At 66.2% G+C, this 14,873-nt stretch carries 13 protein-coding genes; 8 read left to right on the forward strand and 5 right to left on the reverse strand.

All coding sequences use genetic code 11. The features are described from left to right. Positions 1 to 85 precede the first annotated feature (85 nt). The 8 genes from WBB14_RS14600 to WBB14_RS14635 are packed head-to-tail and all read left to right on the forward strand — an operon-like array spanning position 86 to position 9,154. Entirely contained in the window at positions 86 to 4,807 is a 4,722-nt protein-coding gene (locus tag WBB14_RS14600; RefSeq protein ID WP_424240476.1) for a cobaltochelatase subunit CobN, read from the forward strand. Next, on the forward strand, positions 4,804 to 5,460 hold the full coding sequence (locus WBB14_RS14605) for a hypothetical protein (RefSeq protein WP_424240477.1): 657 nt from the start codon (positions 4,804 to 4,806) through the stop codon (positions 5,458 to 5,460). The genes WBB14_RS14600 and WBB14_RS14605 overlap by 4 nt, the downstream gene beginning before the upstream one ends. A gap of 19 nt (positions 5,461 to 5,479) precedes the next feature. Next, on the forward strand, positions 5,480 to 6,085 hold the full coding sequence (locus WBB14_RS14610; RefSeq protein ID WP_275053488.1) for a MotA/TolQ/ExbB proton channel family protein: 606 nt from the start codon (positions 5,480 to 5,482) through the stop codon (positions 6,083 to 6,085). Then, entirely contained in the window at positions 6,082 to 6,462 is a 381-nt protein-coding gene (locus tag WBB14_RS14615) for a DUF2149 domain-containing protein (protein WP_424240478.1), read from the forward strand. The genes WBB14_RS14610 and WBB14_RS14615 overlap by 4 nt, the downstream gene beginning before the upstream one ends. A 4-nt stretch (positions 6,463 to 6,466) precedes the next feature. Next, the gene (locus WBB14_RS14620) at positions 6,467 to 6,607 is read left to right on the forward strand and encodes a hypothetical protein (RefSeq protein ID WP_283485700.1); all 141 of its coding nucleotides are present in this window, start codon (positions 6,467 to 6,469) and stop codon (positions 6,605 to 6,607) included. Further along, on the forward strand, positions 6,604 to 7,323 hold the full coding sequence (locus WBB14_RS14625) for a metal ABC transporter ATP-binding protein (RefSeq protein WP_424240479.1): 720 nt from the start codon (positions 6,604 to 6,606) through the stop codon (positions 7,321 to 7,323). The genes WBB14_RS14620 and WBB14_RS14625 overlap by 4 nt, the downstream gene beginning before the upstream one ends. Next, positions 7,320 to 8,210, forward strand: a complete 891-nt coding sequence (locus WBB14_RS14630) for a metal ABC transporter permease (protein ID WP_424240480.1) — start codon at positions 7,320 to 7,322, stop codon at positions 8,208 to 8,210. Before WBB14_RS14625 ends, WBB14_RS14630 begins: the two co-directional genes overlap by 4 nt. Continuing rightward, positions 8,207 to 9,154 (forward strand): metal ABC transporter substrate-binding protein, encoded by a 948-nt coding sequence (locus tag WBB14_RS14635; protein ID WP_424240481.1) that lies wholly within the window; start codon positions 8,207 to 8,209, stop codon positions 9,152 to 9,154. Before WBB14_RS14630 ends, WBB14_RS14635 begins: the two co-directional genes overlap by 4 nt. A 43-nt stretch (positions 9,155 to 9,197) precedes the next feature. On the opposite strand, the gene WBB14_RS14640 is transcribed toward WBB14_RS14635, so the two are convergent. The 5 genes from WBB14_RS14640 to WBB14_RS14660 all read right to left on the reverse strand — a co-directional run bounded on the left by WBB14_RS14640 (position 9,198) and on the right by WBB14_RS14660 (position 14,557). After that, the gene (locus WBB14_RS14640; RefSeq protein WP_424240482.1) at positions 9,198 to 9,758 is read right to left on the reverse strand and encodes a DUF3299 domain-containing protein; all 561 of its coding nucleotides are present in this window, start codon (positions 9,756 to 9,758) and stop codon (positions 9,198 to 9,200) included. Positions 9,759 to 9,762: 4 nt separating this feature from the next. Next, the gene (locus WBB14_RS14645) at positions 9,763 to 11,034 is read right to left on the reverse strand and encodes an ABC transporter permease (RefSeq protein WP_424240483.1); all 1,272 of its coding nucleotides are present in this window, start codon (positions 11,032 to 11,034) and stop codon (positions 9,763 to 9,765) included. Then, positions 11,031 to 11,750: an ATP-binding cassette domain-containing protein gene (locus WBB14_RS14650; protein ID WP_424240484.1), complete on the reverse strand. Its 720-nt coding sequence runs from the start codon at positions 11,748 to 11,750 to the stop codon at positions 11,031 to 11,033. Before WBB14_RS14650 ends, WBB14_RS14645 begins: the two co-directional genes overlap by 4 nt. A gap of 7 nt (positions 11,751 to 11,757) precedes the next feature. After that, a complete protein-coding gene (locus WBB14_RS14655; protein ID WP_424240485.1) occupies positions 11,758 to 12,312 on the reverse strand; it encodes a DUF2796 domain-containing protein in 555 nt (184 codons plus the stop codon). A 271-nt stretch (positions 12,313 to 12,583) separates the two neighbouring features. Continuing rightward, positions 12,584 to 14,557: a relaxase/mobilization nuclease domain-containing protein gene (locus WBB14_RS14660; protein WP_424240486.1), complete on the reverse strand. Its 1,974-nt coding sequence runs from the start codon at positions 14,555 to 14,557 to the stop codon at positions 12,584 to 12,586. Between the last annotated feature and the right edge of the window lie 316 nt (positions 14,558 to 14,873).

Here is a 14,873-nt window from a genome sequence, read left to right on the forward strand (position 1 = left end):
ATTTTTAAGAACAGGCAAAAAAATGGGATGGGCTCGTGGCTCAATCAAAACAACCCGGAACTGGCGCCGCACACTGCTGACTGCGATGGTGATCCTCGCGGCCGCTGCCGCGCTATGGATGGCCTGGAGCGCTTGGCTGGCACCCACGCGGGTGGCGCTGGTGCATTACCCGGACTTCCAGGCGGCGCGCCTGCTCAAGGCCAGCCCCGGCGCCTTCACCCGCGCCGAGGTCTTGCCGCTGGAGCGGCTGAACCAGGCGCGGCGCTATGACCTCGTGCTGGTCTTTGGCCGCGGCCTGAAGCTCGACGATGCGCAGATGCAGCAGCTGCGCGCCGCCGCACAGTCAGGAACGCCCGTCTATGTGGACGGTGCCACCAACCCGCAACATGACATGCTCACCAGCCTGCAGGGTGTCGATCTCGATGCCGTCTCGGCCTACCTGCGCGGCGGCGGTCCGGTGAACTATGCGCGCCTGCAGACCTACGCCCGCCGCGTGCTGGACGGAAAGCGCTTGTTCGCGAGCCAGGTGGAGCCGCCCCAACCCATGCCACAGGACGTGTTCTTCCACTTGAGCGATGAGGCAGTCTTTGCGGACTTCGCGAGTTTCGAGCAGTACCTGCAAAAGCAGCCAGGCTGGAAGCTGGGTCGCCCGCGCCTGGCGCTGCTGACTAGCGTGCCTGGGCCCTTCAACGCCAACCGAGACCATGTGGACGCCGCCATCCGAGTCTTCGAAGCGCGTGGCTTCGAGGTCGTGCCTATCTCCGCCGTGCGCCAGCGTCTGGCCTTTTTGCGGCAGGCCGACCCGGCCGCCGTGGTGTACATGCCGCACGGGAGGCTGACCGTGGGGCAAGCCGATGAGGCACGGCAGTGGCTCACCGAGCGCAATATCCCCCTGTTCGCGCCAGTGAGCGTTTTCACCGAGGAGAGCGAATGGCTGGCCGATCAGCGCAGTTTCGAGGGCGGCCTTCTGACGATGTCCGTCACTCTGCCCGAGATCGACGGCGCGACTACGCCGATGGCGATCGCCGCGCAGTTCCGCGACCGGGACGGCCTGCGCGTGTTCCGCGCGCTGCCGCAGCGGCTGGAACGCTTTGCCGATCTGGTGCAGCGCACCGTGGCGCTCAAGGCCAAGGCAAATGCCGACAAGAAGCTGGCCATCTACTACTACAAAGGCCCCGGCCAGAGCGCGCTGACCGCAGGCGACCTGGAGGTTGCGCCCTCACTCTACGCTTTGCTCAAGCGCCTGCGGGCCGATGGCTACCGTGTGGACGGACTGCCTGCCACCGAGGCCGATTTTGCTCGGCTGCTGCAGCGGCGCGGCCCCAACATCGGGCCCTATGCCAAGGGTGATTTCGCCAAATTCCTGGGCGAGGCCGATCCGGCCTGGGTGCAGGCTACGCAACTGAAGGACTGGTGCGGCCAGCAGATCGCGCAGCTTTTGTGCGATCAGGTAGCCCGACAGTTCGGCCCCGCGCCCGGCGTCTACCTGAGCGATAGAGCCGGCGATGAAGGCCGCGTCGCCGTGGCGCGCGTGCCGCTGGGCAACGTGGTGCTGCTGCCGCAGCCGCTGTCCGGTGTGGGTGACGACACCTTCAAGATCGTGCACGGCACTCAGCTCGCGCCGCCTTGGCCCTATGTGGCCTCGTACCTGTGGACGCGCGAGGTCTTCGGTGCGGATGCGGTGATGCACTTCGGCACCCACGGCAGCCTGGAGTTCACGCCCAGCAAGCAAGTCGCGCTGTCCGACAATGACTGGCCCGACGCCTTGATCGGCCAGGTGCCGCATCTGTACCTGTACACCATGGGCAACGTCGGCGAGGCCATGATCGCCAAGCGCCGCAGCTACGCCACCATCGTCTCGCACCTGACGCCGCCGCTGCGCGAAGGCGGCGCACAGTCCGGCTACAAGCAGCTCGCAGACCGCCTGCAAACTTGGGGTGCCACTGGCAGCCCCGCGCTCAAGCACCAGTACGCGCAGGACATTCAGCGCCAGGCCGTGGCACTAGGCCTGCACCGCGACCTGTCGTTCGCTGCAGAGCAGCCCTGGAGCGATGCCCACCTGGAGCAGTTGGCCGACCACATGGAAACTGTGGAGGATGCGCGCATCACCGCCGGTCTGTACACGCTGGGCACCCCGTATGCGCCGCCCGCGCTGGACGCCACCGCGCGGCTGATGGGCCTGGACGCGGTGGTACAGGCGTTGGCCGAATTGGATGTGGCGCGCGGCACCGTACGGCGTGAGCAGCTCGACCATTCAGCGTGGCTGGCGCGCACCTACCGGCCCCACGCCGAGACCTTGATTGCGCGCGCCGAGCGCGGCGAAGCAGCCACGCCCCTGCTGGCCCAGGTGGTGCAGCCCGGCGAGTTGCAGCGCGCCCTGGACTGGGAAAAAGCGCAGCGCCGCCCTGGTGACGACGAACTGGTGCGAGGCTTGATCGCCATGGGTGATTCACGCGCCCGTCGCGCGCCTGCCACCGGCACAGTGGCCGACGATGGCGCACTGCGCCAACACCTGGCGCGTGCGCTGGCAGATCCGAAGAAGCGTGAGTTCCTGGAAGGGTTGCGTTCCGACCAGAAACTCAAGCAGGCGCTGCGTTCGCTGGACCCAGAATCCCTGCAGAGCGCGCGCACCGTCGCCAAGGCCATTCCCGCTATGGCCCAGGCGCTGGAGATCGCCGCCGACTCCGATGTGAAGCCCCTGCTGTCCGCCATGCAGAGCGAGCCCATGCGCCGCAAGATATTGGGCTGGCTGGCCGACCCGGCGCTTCGAGCGCGCACCGAGGCCGAGGCCGGCCGTGCCAAAGAGGCCCTGCAAGCTCAGGCGCGCGAACACCAGGGCGCGCTGGAAACGGCCGAGGCCACACCGGAGGCGCAGGCAGCGCAGCAGCGCATCCAGGGTCTGGATGCGCCTGCACAAGCCCGGCTGCTCGCCGCGCTGCGTTTTTGGCAGCAGGCACCGGCACTGCAGGACTCCTGGCAGGCACGCCGCCAGGACGCGGCGGCCGGCATCGCCCATCTCACACAAACACTGGAGCGCAGCGCCACCCGACGCGCCGAGGACGAAAGGCGCTTCGCCCAGGCCGTGCTGACGTTGCGCGAGCGCCTGCAGGCCATTCCTCACTATCGCGGCCAGTTGGCTGAAAGTCCGGCACGCGAGCTGACCGCGCTCACCAATGCACTGGCCGGCGGCTTCACGCCGCCCTCGTCGGGCGGCGACCCCCTCATCAACCCGGCAGCGCTGCCCACCGGACGCAACCTGTTCGCCATCGACGCCGAAAAAACCCCGTCCGAACAGGCCTGGACCGTGGGACGGCAACTGGCTGACCAGATGCTGGCCCAGCACCGCGCAGCCCACGAAGGCCAGTGGCCGAGCAAGGTGGCCTTCACGCTATGGGCTGGCGACTTTATCCACACCGAGGGCACCAGCGTCGCGCAGATCCTCTACCTACTGGGCGTGGCGCCGGTGCGCGACCCGTTCGGGCGCGTGTCGGGCCTGCGCCTGATTCCGCGGGAGGAGTTGGGCCGCCCGCGCATTGACGTGGTGGTGCAGACCTCGGGCCAATTGCGCGACTTGGCAGCCTCGCGTCTGTACCTGATCAACAAGGCCGTGACGATGGCCGCCCAGGCGCGCGAGCAAGACAATGCCGTCGCCCAGGGCGTACAGGCCGTGGAACGTGCGCTCAAGGAGCGCGGTGCTTCGCCCGCCGATGCGCGCCGCTTTGCCGCCGTGCGCGTGTTCGGCGGCGTCAATGGCAACTACGGCAGCGGCATCATGGGCATGGTCGAGGCCGGCGACCGCTGGAGGGACCGCTCCGAAGTCGCCCACACCTATCTGGCCAACATGGGTGCTGCCTTCGGCGAGGGCGACCTGTGGGGCGCTTTCCAGAGCGGCGCGTTCGAGGCTGCCCTGGCCGGCACGCAGGTGGTGGTACAGCCGCTCGAATCCAACACCTGGGGGCCGATCTCGCTCGACCATGTCTATGAATTCATGGGCGGGCTGAACCTGGCGGTGCACGAGGTCACCGGGCAGGAGCCGGCCGCGTACTTCAGCGACTACCGCAACCCTTCGCGGCCCACCGTGCGCGAGGCCAAGACAGCCATTGCCGTGGAAGCGCGTGCCACGGTGCTGAATCCAGCCTATATCGAGGCCATGGCCCAGGGCGGTGCTTCGTCCGCCGAGGTGTTCGCCGAGACGTTCCGCAATCTCTATGGCTGGAATGTGATGAAGCCCGATGCCATCCCGACCGAGATGTGGGATGCGCTGCACGACACCTATGTCCGCGACGCGCACGGTCTGGGCACACGCCAGTTCTTCGAGCGCGCCAATCCTTATGCGCTGCAGGAGATGACGGCGGTGATGCTGGAGACCGCGCGCAAAGGCTACTGGCAGCCCGGCGACGCACGCCTGCGCGAGGTGGCCGGCCTGCATGCCGACCTGGTCGCTCGCTTTGGCGCCAGCGGCACGGGCTTCGTCAACGACAACCGGGCGCTGCGCGGCTTCATCGCCGAGCAGGTGGCCCCCGACGCTCGCCAGGCCTATGACGATGCGCTGCAGAACGCCAACGAGGGCGCGGCTATCGCTACTGACAAGGCCACGGTGCTGCGCAAGGCTGATGACCGGCCGGCGGCCCAGCACGCGGGAGGCCAGGCCGCCGAGCAAGGTCGCGCACCCGGTGAGGCCACGCCGGAACAGTCCATGGCATTGCGTCCTGGGGCCGCCGCCATCGCCGTGCTGGCAGGCGCGCTACTGGTGCTGGGGGCGCTGGTGTGGCGGCTGCGCCGCCGCCACCCTGGAGCCAGGGCATGAGCCTGGACGGCAGCATCCTGCTGCTGCTAGCCGCCTGCTGCATGGTCCTCGCGGCCCTGCAGGCCAGCGAATGGCCCCGGCCGCTGCAAGCGGTGATGGTTCTGGCGCTGGCTGGCGCGCTGGCCGCATCGGGCGAGCTGGCCAGCCGCACCAGCACCGCCGAGATTCTGCGCTGGGTCGCGTCGCCCCAGCGGCGGCAGGACTTGGCGGCACTGCTATTGGCGGAGGCGCTGCTCTTCGGTAGCCAGGCCGTGCGTGCAGCGCAGGGACAGGCCACACGCTGGTGGCGCTGGCTGGGCTGGCTGCCGCCGCCCTCAGCGCTGCTGTCGCTGTTCTTCGCCCAGGTGGCCGTGATGCTGCTGGTCGATGGCTGGGACTACGGCACGCTGGCCTGGCTTTGCGCGCTGGTCTTTGCCCTGCTGCTGGCCGCCGCCACTGCGCTGCTGCGCTGGGCCTTGCCCGATGCCGCCACACGTGGCGCGCTGCGCGTGGGCCTGCATGGTGCACAGGCCGTTGCCGGGTTGTGGCTGGCACGGCCCACCTTCCAGATCGCCATCGACCCCGTACCGCTGTGGGGTGACCGCTTGGCCATCTTGACCGCTGTAGTCACCGCGCTGGCCGCTCTGGGCTGGTTGCTGCAGCGGCGACGTTGAATCAATCAAAGAAAAACACATGGAATCGCTCATACAAACCCTCTCCTGGATCTCAACCGCGCTGCAGGTGCCGGTGGTGGTCGCCATCCTCTACCTGCTCGTTCGCGGCCTGCTGGCGCTGGGCGGCTTCTACGGCCGCTGGAGCGACCGGCTGCGCCGCCGGCGCAACACCGGCGCATTGGCCACGGTGCCGACGGGTGAACTGCTCGACACGCTGGAGCACGCCACCCCGCGCAAGGCCGACGCGCTACACCAGGCACTGGCCGCTCTGCGTCAAGCCCCCACCGACCCTGTGTGGCATGAGCGTGTGGTGACGGAGTTCGAACTCGCCATCGATCGTCAACTGGCGCTGCTTCGCACCATGACGCGCATCGGCCCACTGCTGGGACTGATGGGCACTCTGATCCCGCTGGGGCCCGCCTTGGTGGCGCTGGCCGCTGGCGACATCGCAGTGCTGGCGCGCAAGATGGAGGTCGCTTTTGCCACCACCGTGGTCGGTCTCGTGATCGGCGCCATCGGCTTCCTGCTGTACCAAGCCGCGCAGCGTTGGGCGATGGACGATTTATCGCTGCTGGAATTCGTCAGTGCACGCCTGCAAGGTACCAAACAGGAAGAAGCCGCATGAAGCGCCGCCGTTCCCTGCTGCATGGCTCCGGCCTGGGTGGCGACAGCGACGACATGGATCCAATGGGCTTTCTGATCAACCTGTTCGATGTCGCCTTGGTGTTTGCTCTTGCGCTGATGATCGCGCTGGTGTCCAACCTGCGCATCGCCGACATGCTCACAGCCAAAGACTTCACCCTAGTCAAGAACCCCGGCCAGCCAAACATGGAGATCATCACGCGCGAGGGCGGCAAGGTCTCGCGCTATGTGGCCGGGGACGCCAAGGCCGATGGCAAGTCCCCTCAGCAGGCCCGTCAGGGCCAGCGCGTGGGTACTGCCTATCGGCTGGAGAGCGGGGAAATCATCTACGTTCCGGACCATGGCACCCCAGGAAAGTGAACACATGCGCAGCACAGAAAGCGGGCATGCAGCCCAATGGCGAGCCAGCCTCCTGCAAACCTCGGCCTTCACACGCTTTCTGCTGGCCGCGATTGCGGCTGCGATGCTGTGGCTGGTTGTGATCTGGGCCGTGGGGAACGCATGACGGCGCTCACACCAACACTTCAGGCTCAGCCTGCCGATCTCGTGCTGAACCACGTCAGCCTTGGGTACGGCGAGACGGTCATCGTGCGCGATGTCCACGGGGAATTCACTGCGGGCACCATGACGGCCATTGTCGGTCCCAATGGCGCGGGCAAATCCACCTTGCTCAAAGGATTGCTTGGGCTGCTGCGGCCCTTGCGGGGAACGGTCGAATCCAGGTATCCGCGGTCAGCACTCGGTTATCTGGCGCAGGCCAGCGAAGTAGAGCCTCAGTTTCCGGTTCGTGTCAAAGATTTTGTGGCCGTAGGGCTGTGGGCCCGCATTGGCGGCCTGCGCGCTGTGGGACGAACGCTCGCCCGCCGGGTTGACGAAGCCATTGTTGCCGTGGGGCTGCAAGACCAGGCCTCGCACTGGATCGGCGAATTGTCCGGAGGACAGTTTCAGCGCATGCGCTTTGCACGCCTGCTGGCTCAGGACCCGTCGGTGATACTGCTCGACGAACCATTCTCTGGCGTCGATGAGCCCACGGTCCTCGCATTGCTGCAGCTCATCCACGCCTGGCATGCGCAGGGTAAGACGGTGATTGCAGTGCTGCACGACCGCCAGTTGGTGCGGACGCATTTCCCGCTGGCACTGGCTTTGGCGGGGCGGGTATTCGCCTGGGGCGACACCCATCGCGTACTGGATGGTTCGGAACTGGCGTGGGCGCGCGCATGATCGGCGAAATCTGGGCGCCGTTCGCCGAATACGGATTCATGCGGCGTGCGTTGGCTGGCTGCCTGGCCCTGAGTGTCGGTGCCGCCCCGCTGGGGACGATCTTGCTGTTGCGGCGCATGAGCCTGGTCGGCGACGCGATGTCGCATGCCATCCTGCCGGGCGCCGCACTGGGCTATCTGATCTTCGGACTGTCCCTGCCCGCCATGTCCATCGGCGGCCTGCTGGCTGGCCTGCTGGTGGCGTTGCTCTCAGGCGTGGTCACCCGGCATACGGCGCTGCGCGAAGATGCGAGCTTCGCCGGCTTCTACCTGATCTCTCTGGCACTGGGCGTGTTGCTGATCTCGTTGCGCGGCTCCAACGTCGATCTGCTGCATGTGCTGTTCGGCTCAGTGCTCGCACTGGACGATCCCACCTTGCTCCTGACCGCTTCCATCGCCACGGTTTCCCTGCTGGCGTTGGCATTGATCTACCGCCCCCTGATCGTGGAGTGCTTCGATCCTGGTTTCTTACGCCTGCAAGGGCGCCAGGGTGAACTGGCCCATGCCGTCTTCATGGCGCTGCTGGTGCTGAACTTGGTGGGAGGGTTTCATTCGTTGGGAACCTTGATGTCCGTGGCCTTCGTCGTGCTACCCGCGGCGGCAGGGCGCTTCTGGGTACGCGGTGTGGGTCCGCAGATGGCCATGGCGGTCGTAGTGGCCGTGCTGGGCAGCGTCATCGGATTGCTGGTGTCGTTTCATGTGGGCATCGCTGCATCGGCCGCCATCACGCTGAGTTTGGGGAGCCTGTATGCGCTGTCACTGTCCGTTGGCCCGTTTGGCAGCGTGCTCGCGCACCGCCGGCAGGCCGCGAAGCATGTTGTTCGTCTCAAAACAGGAGTCTCACCATGACATTCTTCCCCTTCAATCGCCGCGCCTTGCTGGGCGCTGCACTGAGCTGCTCATTGCCCGTCTGGGCCACAGCGCCACCGCTGCCGGTGGTGGCCAGCTTTTCCATCCTGGCAGACCTGGTGCGCGAGGTTGGCGGGGAGTTGGTGAGTGTCACGGAGTTGGTCGGGCCGGATGGCGATGCTCATGTTTTCGAGCCCACGCCGCAGCAGGCCCGGCAATTGCAACAGGCACGGGTGCTGGTGTCCAACGGGCTAGGTTTCGAGGGCTGGCTCCCTCGTCTGAAGAAGGCCTCTGGCTTCAAGGGGCAGGAGATCGTGGTCTCGCGAGGTGTTCGGCCGCTCGCGCTTGCAGAACCAGGGCATGGCGCGAAAGATCACCATGGGCACTCGCATGCTCGGGCCCAGGACCCGCACGCCTGGCAAGATGTCAGGAACGTTGTGGTCTATGTGAAGAACATCGAGCAAGGCCTGGCGCAGGCGGAGCCGTCGAATGGGGCTTACTACCGCGCGAGGGCGGCGGAGTATGTTGCTCGTCTCAACGCACTTGATGCCAGCCTTCGCACGCGGTTTGCGGCGTTGCCTGCTGAGCGTCGCAATGTAATCTCCACCCACGACGCCTTTGGTTACTTCACGCAGGCCTATGGGCTGCGCTTCGTGCCGGTTCGGGGTCTGTCCACCGAATCCGAGCCTTCGGCGCGCGACATCGCCCGATTGGTGGAGCAGATCCGCAGGGAACGCATCAGCTCGATTTTCATTGAGAACATTTCCGATCCCCGACTACTGGAGCAACTGGCGCGAGAAACTGGCGCCACGATGGGCGGAAAACTCTATTCCGATGCGCTGTCCCTCGTTGGCGGATCAGCGCCTACCTATATCGACATGATGGAGACCAATGCGGCCACCTTGCTCGGCGCGCTGCAAGGAGATGACAAGCCTTCGCGCTGACGTCCCAAGGCGTCGTGGTCACCCGTCGCCCGCCCACGCGCCGCTACTTTTCGCGGTATTTTTCCACTCGCGCCGCCTGGATGCGATAGCCGCTCGCCCCCATCTCCGATTCGCCGCGCTCCAATTCCATCGTGCCGCTGACCCACACCGCGCTCATCGTCTGAAAGCCTTTCACGGGTGGATTCGATGTGACGTGGATGATCTGGTTGGCGGGCGGCGGCGGGGTGTGAATGCAGGCGCCAAAATAAGGCACCAGCAGAAATTCCTTGAGTCCCTTCTCGCCACCGCCTTCCAGCGGCACGATGAAGCCGGGGATTTTCACCCGGCGGCCCTTGAGCGAGGCCACGGTGGGTGCTTCGTCCCAGACCTTGCGCATCCGGCCGTACAAGGTCTGCACCCGAGGATCGGAGTCCGGTGCATTCGCCAAGTGTTGCAGGTCCCTGAATGACTTCATCGGATCCCAATTCGGGGGTATCAGCGCCTCCCAGCTGATTTCCGGGAACTGGGCGGCCTGCACCCAGTGCGGCGTGGCCAAGTATGGTGCAGCTATCAAACCCTTTAGCAGGTGGCGGCGCAACGCACTGTGTTTGATTCGTTTGTGCATGGCATCAAATCCTTGGAGACAGGCCGTCGGCCAACGACAGGCGATACGCTCGCCAACCGGGCAAGAGACTGGCAAGCCAGCCAGCCAGTAACAGCCCCGCGAGCAACAGGCCTTGCGTCGCCGTGGGTTGTCCCAGGTGCAGCGACAAACCAAAGGCCGATTGCAGCCACGGGCCCAGCGCCAGCGCGCAGGCCCCCAAGGCCGCGATGCCGATGGCGATACCCAGCAGGGTCAACAAAACACCTTCCAGTGCCAGCAGGGCCAGCACATGATAGAGGCTGGCGCCCACGGCGCGCAGCACCGCCAGCTCGCGCCGTCTTTCGTTCAAGCCGGCGAGCACCACCGACATCAGGCCGGCCATGCTGACCAAGGCCACCAGACCCGACATCAGGAGCACCGCGCGCTCGCCTGTGCCCACCACGTCCCAAAGCTCATCCAGCGCAACGCCGGGCAAGATAGCCATCAACGGTTCGTCCGCGAAGGTGTTCAATCGGCGCTGGACCGAGAACACGGCCGCACGCCGTTCCAGACCGACCAACGCGGCGGTGACGTTCTTGGGCTGCAAACCCATCTGGCGCGCCTCTTCAGCTCCAACGCGCATGCCGGGCAGTGGGGCACCGGCCACCCAGTCGACGTGGATCGCCTCCATTGCCTGCAGGCTGATGTGCACGGTGCGATCGACCGGCGTCCCGGTGCGCGCCAGGATGCCGACGACGGTGAAGGGCTTGTCTGCGTGATCGGCCCCCAGGCTCACCTCACCCGTGCCATGCGCCAGGGTGATGCGCTGACCCAACCGATAGCCCAGACGCTCGGCCACCTCGGCACCGAGCACCGCATCGTAGAGATCATGAAAGCGCTGCCCTTCGCGCAAGCGCAGGGGCTGCTGCTCACCGTAGCGGAAATGCTCGAAATAGGCCTCGGTCGTTCCGAGCACCGGAAAACCGCGGTGTGAGTCACCCAGCGACAGCGGCACCACCCAGGCCACGCCGCGCCACTGCGCCAGCGCCTGCACGCTGCTCCAGCGGATGTTGTTGGTGGCTGCGCCAACGTGAAAAACCGAGTACAGCAGCAACTGCACGGAGCCAGTGCGGGCACCAACGATCAAGTCCGTCCCCGAGACCGACGAGGTGAAGCTGCTGCGCAAGTCGGCGCGCAGACGTTCCACACCCAGCAGCATGAAGGTGGACAAGGCAATCGAGCAGACGGTCAGCGTCAGGGTGAAGCGCCGGTTCCAGGCGCTGCGCCAGGCCAGATTCAGCAAGAAGCCGCCCCTCATGCCAGCGCTCCCGCACCTTGCGCCGCCCGGTTGATTTCCGGCAGCGACAGCTGGCGATCGAAACGCCCAGCGATGCGCCGGTCGTGGCTGACGAGCACCAGTGCGCTGGAGGCCGTGGAGCAGGCGGACAACAGCAGGTCGAGAAAGGCATCGCGCCGGTCCTCGTCGAGTGAGGAAGTCGGCTCGTCGGCAATGATCAGGGCAGGCCCGCCCACCAGGGCGCGCGCCGCTGCCACACGCTGCTGCTGGCCGACCGACAGAGTATGGGCGGGGCGCTGCCACACCGAGGCGTCCAGCCCCATGCCGGCCAGCCAATGCTCAGCCGCAGCGTGCAGCGACCCGGCCTGGCGCCGGGCCGCGTCGCGCCGCCGGGCGGAGAATCGGCAGGGCAGCAGCACGTTGTCCAGCGCCGTCAAATAGGGTAGTAGGTTGAACTGCTGAAAGATGTAGCCCACGTGATCGACGCGCTGACGGTCACGCGCGGCGGGCCGCAGCTCGGCCCAGTTTGTGCCCAGCAAGGCAACGCGACCCGCCTGAGGCAGCAACACGCCGGCCAGCAACGACAGCAGCGTGCTTTTGCCACAACCGCTGGGACCATGCAGGAACACGGTTTCACCCGACTGCACGCGCAAGGCAGCGATGTCCAGGCAGTCGTGGGCATCGCCCGGCCAGGCAAAGCGAAGGTTCGTGAGCTCCATCAAGGGCTGATCTGCCATAGCCCATTCAATGCGACAGGTTCAGACGTGACGTGCCCTTGCGCAGGGTGTGCTTGAACTGGCCTTGGGGCGTGGCCACCTGAGCGGCGACGGTGCGGATGCGTGGATAGCTGTCGAACAACTTGACATCGATGAAGCGAGCCTCGGTAGCCTGGGTGCAGGTGAAGACGATGTCGATATCAATGCTCGCGTGTTCATGATCATGCGCCTTCTTGTCGGCATGATCGTGGCCGTGTTCATCTTCCTGTTTTTCGCCCAGACCCAGGGCTGCGGAACTGAGTGCGACCTTCGAGAGCTTGCAAGCGCCCTCTGGATCGGGCTGGAACAAGCTGTCAGCTGATTGAAGGCGCGCGACAAGGTTGGCCACGCGCTTGCGTTCAGCGTCGGTGCGTGGTGCGCGCTCGAAACCTAGAAAACTATCCAGTGGGGACTCGATGGCTAGGGTAATCGTCTGCGCGTCCACGGCCACATCGAGAGTCATGTGGCCGTGGACATGCGCCTGTTGCTGCTGTGCAGAAACAGGCACGGCTGCGGCTAGGGTGCCGGCGAGCATGGCAACCATGTATAAGCCTTGGCGCAGCACGGGAAACGAGCATCTGAACATAGAGAGATTCCGGTGCAAGGTAGGAAAGCGATAAAAAGAAGGCGTCATATTCAGCTTGCCGACAAATGCATGCGGTTCAATTTGCTTGCCATGACGAGTTTTGTGATGTTATATCATTCTAAATTTGATCGTATCGGGCACTCCATGCATCGCTATATGTTGTGTCAATTTCGACGAAGTGGTCGTAATGTCCATCGAAAGACTTGCTGTCGATCCGGCTGAGCGCCGATTACATGATCGACAGCCCACGCGCCCGCGTAATCTGCCACGACGCGGATCCGCCGCGCACCGTGGCGGCAATCTGCTGCCCCAGCCGCTGCTCAATCATCGGCTTCCACGGCACCAGACTGAACCCCCTGCCATCATCAAGCATCGCGTAGCGCCCGCTGGCCAGCATGACGGAGCGCCGGTAGATCCCGGCCACACGCTGCCCATCGGCCACCGGACGATGCTCCAAGCCGGTTTCGGCAGCAATGTCCTTGGCGGCGTGCGCCAGTTCCCGATTGCGCAGCGTGCCCAGCAGGTTGCGCACCAGGATCACGCGTTGCCCGCGCCGCTGGGCCAGCCCCTGTTCGGCCAGGAAGTCGGCGCGCTGCTGCATCGCCTGCTTGGCCTCCGCACCAAAGCCCAGGTCGCCCAGGCCCAAGCCGCCGCCGATCAGTTGCTGGTCGAGCCAGGTGGCGCCGATCACGCCGGCCTGCCGCTCAATGGGCAAGTGCGATTTCAGTTCCACGGCCACGCCGCCCAGGTGCTGCGCGTCGTAGCGTCGGCCCTGCTCGGGCAGGTCGCCCGGCACCTTCCATAGCCCCTCGGCCACGCGCTCCACGATGCCGGCGCGGCGCAGGGCTTCGAGGCGGCGGACGTGGGCCGCGACGACTTCCTGCGGATCGCGGCCCGGCGCAGCCTGCCCCTGCGCGATGGCGAGGTGATGATCGGTGCGGTACAGGCCATCGCTTGCCAGCGCAGCGATGTTGCGGTCGGCCGCGCGCACGTCGGCCGATCCCTTCACCTCCACCACGGCGCCGGTCGGATAGTTCGCCAGCTCGTCGCGGGCGTTGAGCGCGACGTAGTGGGCCTTGCCGTCCACGCCGTCGATGACCAGATAGCCGCGGTCGTGCAGCTCGTCGGCCAGTCCTTTCGCGGTCACGCGGCCGATGACGGTACGGCCATCCTCGCCTGGTTCGAACATCGCCAGCTCGCGCGGCTCGCCGCGCAGGGCCCGCTGCATCGTGCGGATGATGTCGCCACGCTCGCCCAGGGCGCGCAGGGTCTTCTCCGCATCGGCATGGACGGACCACGTGCCCGGCTGCATCTCTTCGGCCAAGCCCAGGTGCTGCAAGCGTTGCAGTCGGCCGATCAGCAGCAGGCGCTGGCGTTGCAGCCGGGGTGCGTTGAGGCGTTCTACATGCACCAGGCCATCATCGCCAAGCTCGCGCTTGAGCGTGCGATCCAGGCACGTCCAGCGTTCCTGCTCCACCTCGCGCTGCATGGTCTGCTGGATCTCCAGATCGGTACGCGGCCCCAGCCAGTCGGTCGCCAGCTCGGCGGCGCGATGGCGAAAGCCATCGGCGATGTAGTCGCCCGCGATGATGAGGTCTTTGCCAGTGTCGTCGCTCCCGCGGACGACGATGTGCGTATGTGGGTTGTCGGTGTTCCAGTGATCGACCGCCACCCATTCCAGCCGCGTGCCCAAGTCCGCCTCCATGCGGCCCATGAGGTGCCGGGTATAGGTGCGCAGGTCCTGCAGCTCCTCGCCATCCTCGGGCGAAAGGATGAAACGGAAATGATGCCGGTCGTCGGCGCAGCGTTCCTTGAAGGCATCGAGGTCGGCGATATCGGTCTGCGGCCCATAGGCCCGGCCTGGTTCGCCATCGCGGCCTACGCCGTCGCGCTCTATGTAGCGCAGGTGCTTGGCGAGCGACTGCGGGCTGGCCCGGCGCTGATTGTTGACCAGCAGCGTCTTGATGGTCACGCGCCGCGACATGGGCGTCAGCTTCGCGCCCGCGAAGCGCGCCGCCGTGTGGCCGCGTCCCAGGCGCGAACCTGGCCGCTGGCCGGTTCGCGCCGATGCCGTACGGCGCACTGAGGACTTGCCGCTGCTGGCTTTGCCTGCCTGCTTGAGCACCTTTGAAACGAAGCTCTGGCCCCGGTTCTTCGGGGCGCTGGGGCGGACGCGGAAATCGTCGTCGCGACGGTCGGTCATGGCTGCGCCTCCTGCAGGCTCTGGCGTATCCGGGCGTGCGAAGCACGCGGACAGCCCTGTCTTGGCGCGGGCCTCGCGCCACATGCGGCACGGCGGCGAAGCCGCGCCGTGCTGCGCCACCCCCACGTGCAGACTGGCTTTCGACGCGGCCCGGTGCCGCGTCCTTTTGTCTTGCCTTCCGCCTTTGCCCCTCGCTGTCGCTCCGGGCAGCGGCGGCCCGGCGGCGCTGCTGCGAGAGCAGCCAGCGCGCCGGCGAACGCGCCAATGGCCGCAGGCCGGGCGCGTTCGAGGCAAGACGCCTGCACGTTGGACGGCT

This window comes from Achromobacter sp., assembly GCF_049647645.1.
Classification (GTDB): domain Bacteria; phylum Pseudomonadota; class Gammaproteobacteria; order Burkholderiales; family Burkholderiaceae_B; genus Achromobacter.

Excerpts from the sequence above, each read along its gene's own strand:
- WBB14_RS14610 (WP_275053488.1), top strand. The coding sequence starts at position 5,480 with ATGGAATCGCTCATACAAACCCTCTCCTGGATCTCAACCGCGCTGCAG.
- WBB14_RS14640 (WP_424240482.1), bottom strand. The coding sequence starts at position 9,758 with ATGCACAAACGAATCAAACACAGTGCGTTGCGCCGCCACCTGCTAAAG.
- WBB14_RS14650 (WP_424240484.1), bottom strand. The coding sequence starts at position 11,750 with ATGGCAGATCAGCCCTTGATGGAGCTCACGAACCTTCGCTTTGCCTGG.
- WBB14_RS14660 (WP_424240486.1), bottom strand. The coding sequence starts at position 14,557 with ATGACCGACCGTCGCGACGACGATTTCCGCGTCCGCCCCAGCGCCCCG.
- WBB14_RS14625 (WP_424240479.1), top strand. The coding sequence starts at position 6,604 with ATGACGGCGCTCACACCAACACTTCAGGCTCAGCCTGCCGATCTCGTG.
- WBB14_RS14645 (WP_424240483.1), bottom strand. The coding sequence starts at position 11,034 with ATGAGGGGCGGCTTCTTGCTGAATCTGGCCTGGCGCAGCGCCTGGAAC.
- WBB14_RS14620 (WP_283485700.1), top strand. The coding sequence starts at position 6,467 with ATGCGCAGCACAGAAAGCGGGCATGCAGCCCAATGGCGAGCCAGCCTC.
- WBB14_RS14635 (WP_424240481.1), top strand. The coding sequence starts at position 8,207 with ATGACATTCTTCCCCTTCAATCGCCGCGCCTTGCTGGGCGCTGCACTG.
- WBB14_RS14615 (WP_424240478.1), top strand. The coding sequence starts at position 6,082 with ATGAAGCGCCGCCGTTCCCTGCTGCATGGCTCCGGCCTGGGTGGCGAC.
- WBB14_RS14630 (WP_424240480.1), top strand. The coding sequence starts at position 7,320 with ATGATCGGCGAAATCTGGGCGCCGTTCGCCGAATACGGATTCATGCGG.
- WBB14_RS14655 (WP_424240485.1), bottom strand. The coding sequence starts at position 12,312 with ATGGTTGCCATGCTCGCCGGCACCCTAGCCGCAGCCGTGCCTGTTTCT.
- WBB14_RS14600 (WP_424240476.1), top strand. The coding sequence starts at position 86 with ATGGTGATCCTCGCGGCCGCTGCCGCGCTATGGATGGCCTGGAGCGCT.
- WBB14_RS14605 (WP_424240477.1), top strand. The coding sequence starts at position 4,804 with ATGAGCCTGGACGGCAGCATCCTGCTGCTGCTAGCCGCCTGCTGCATG.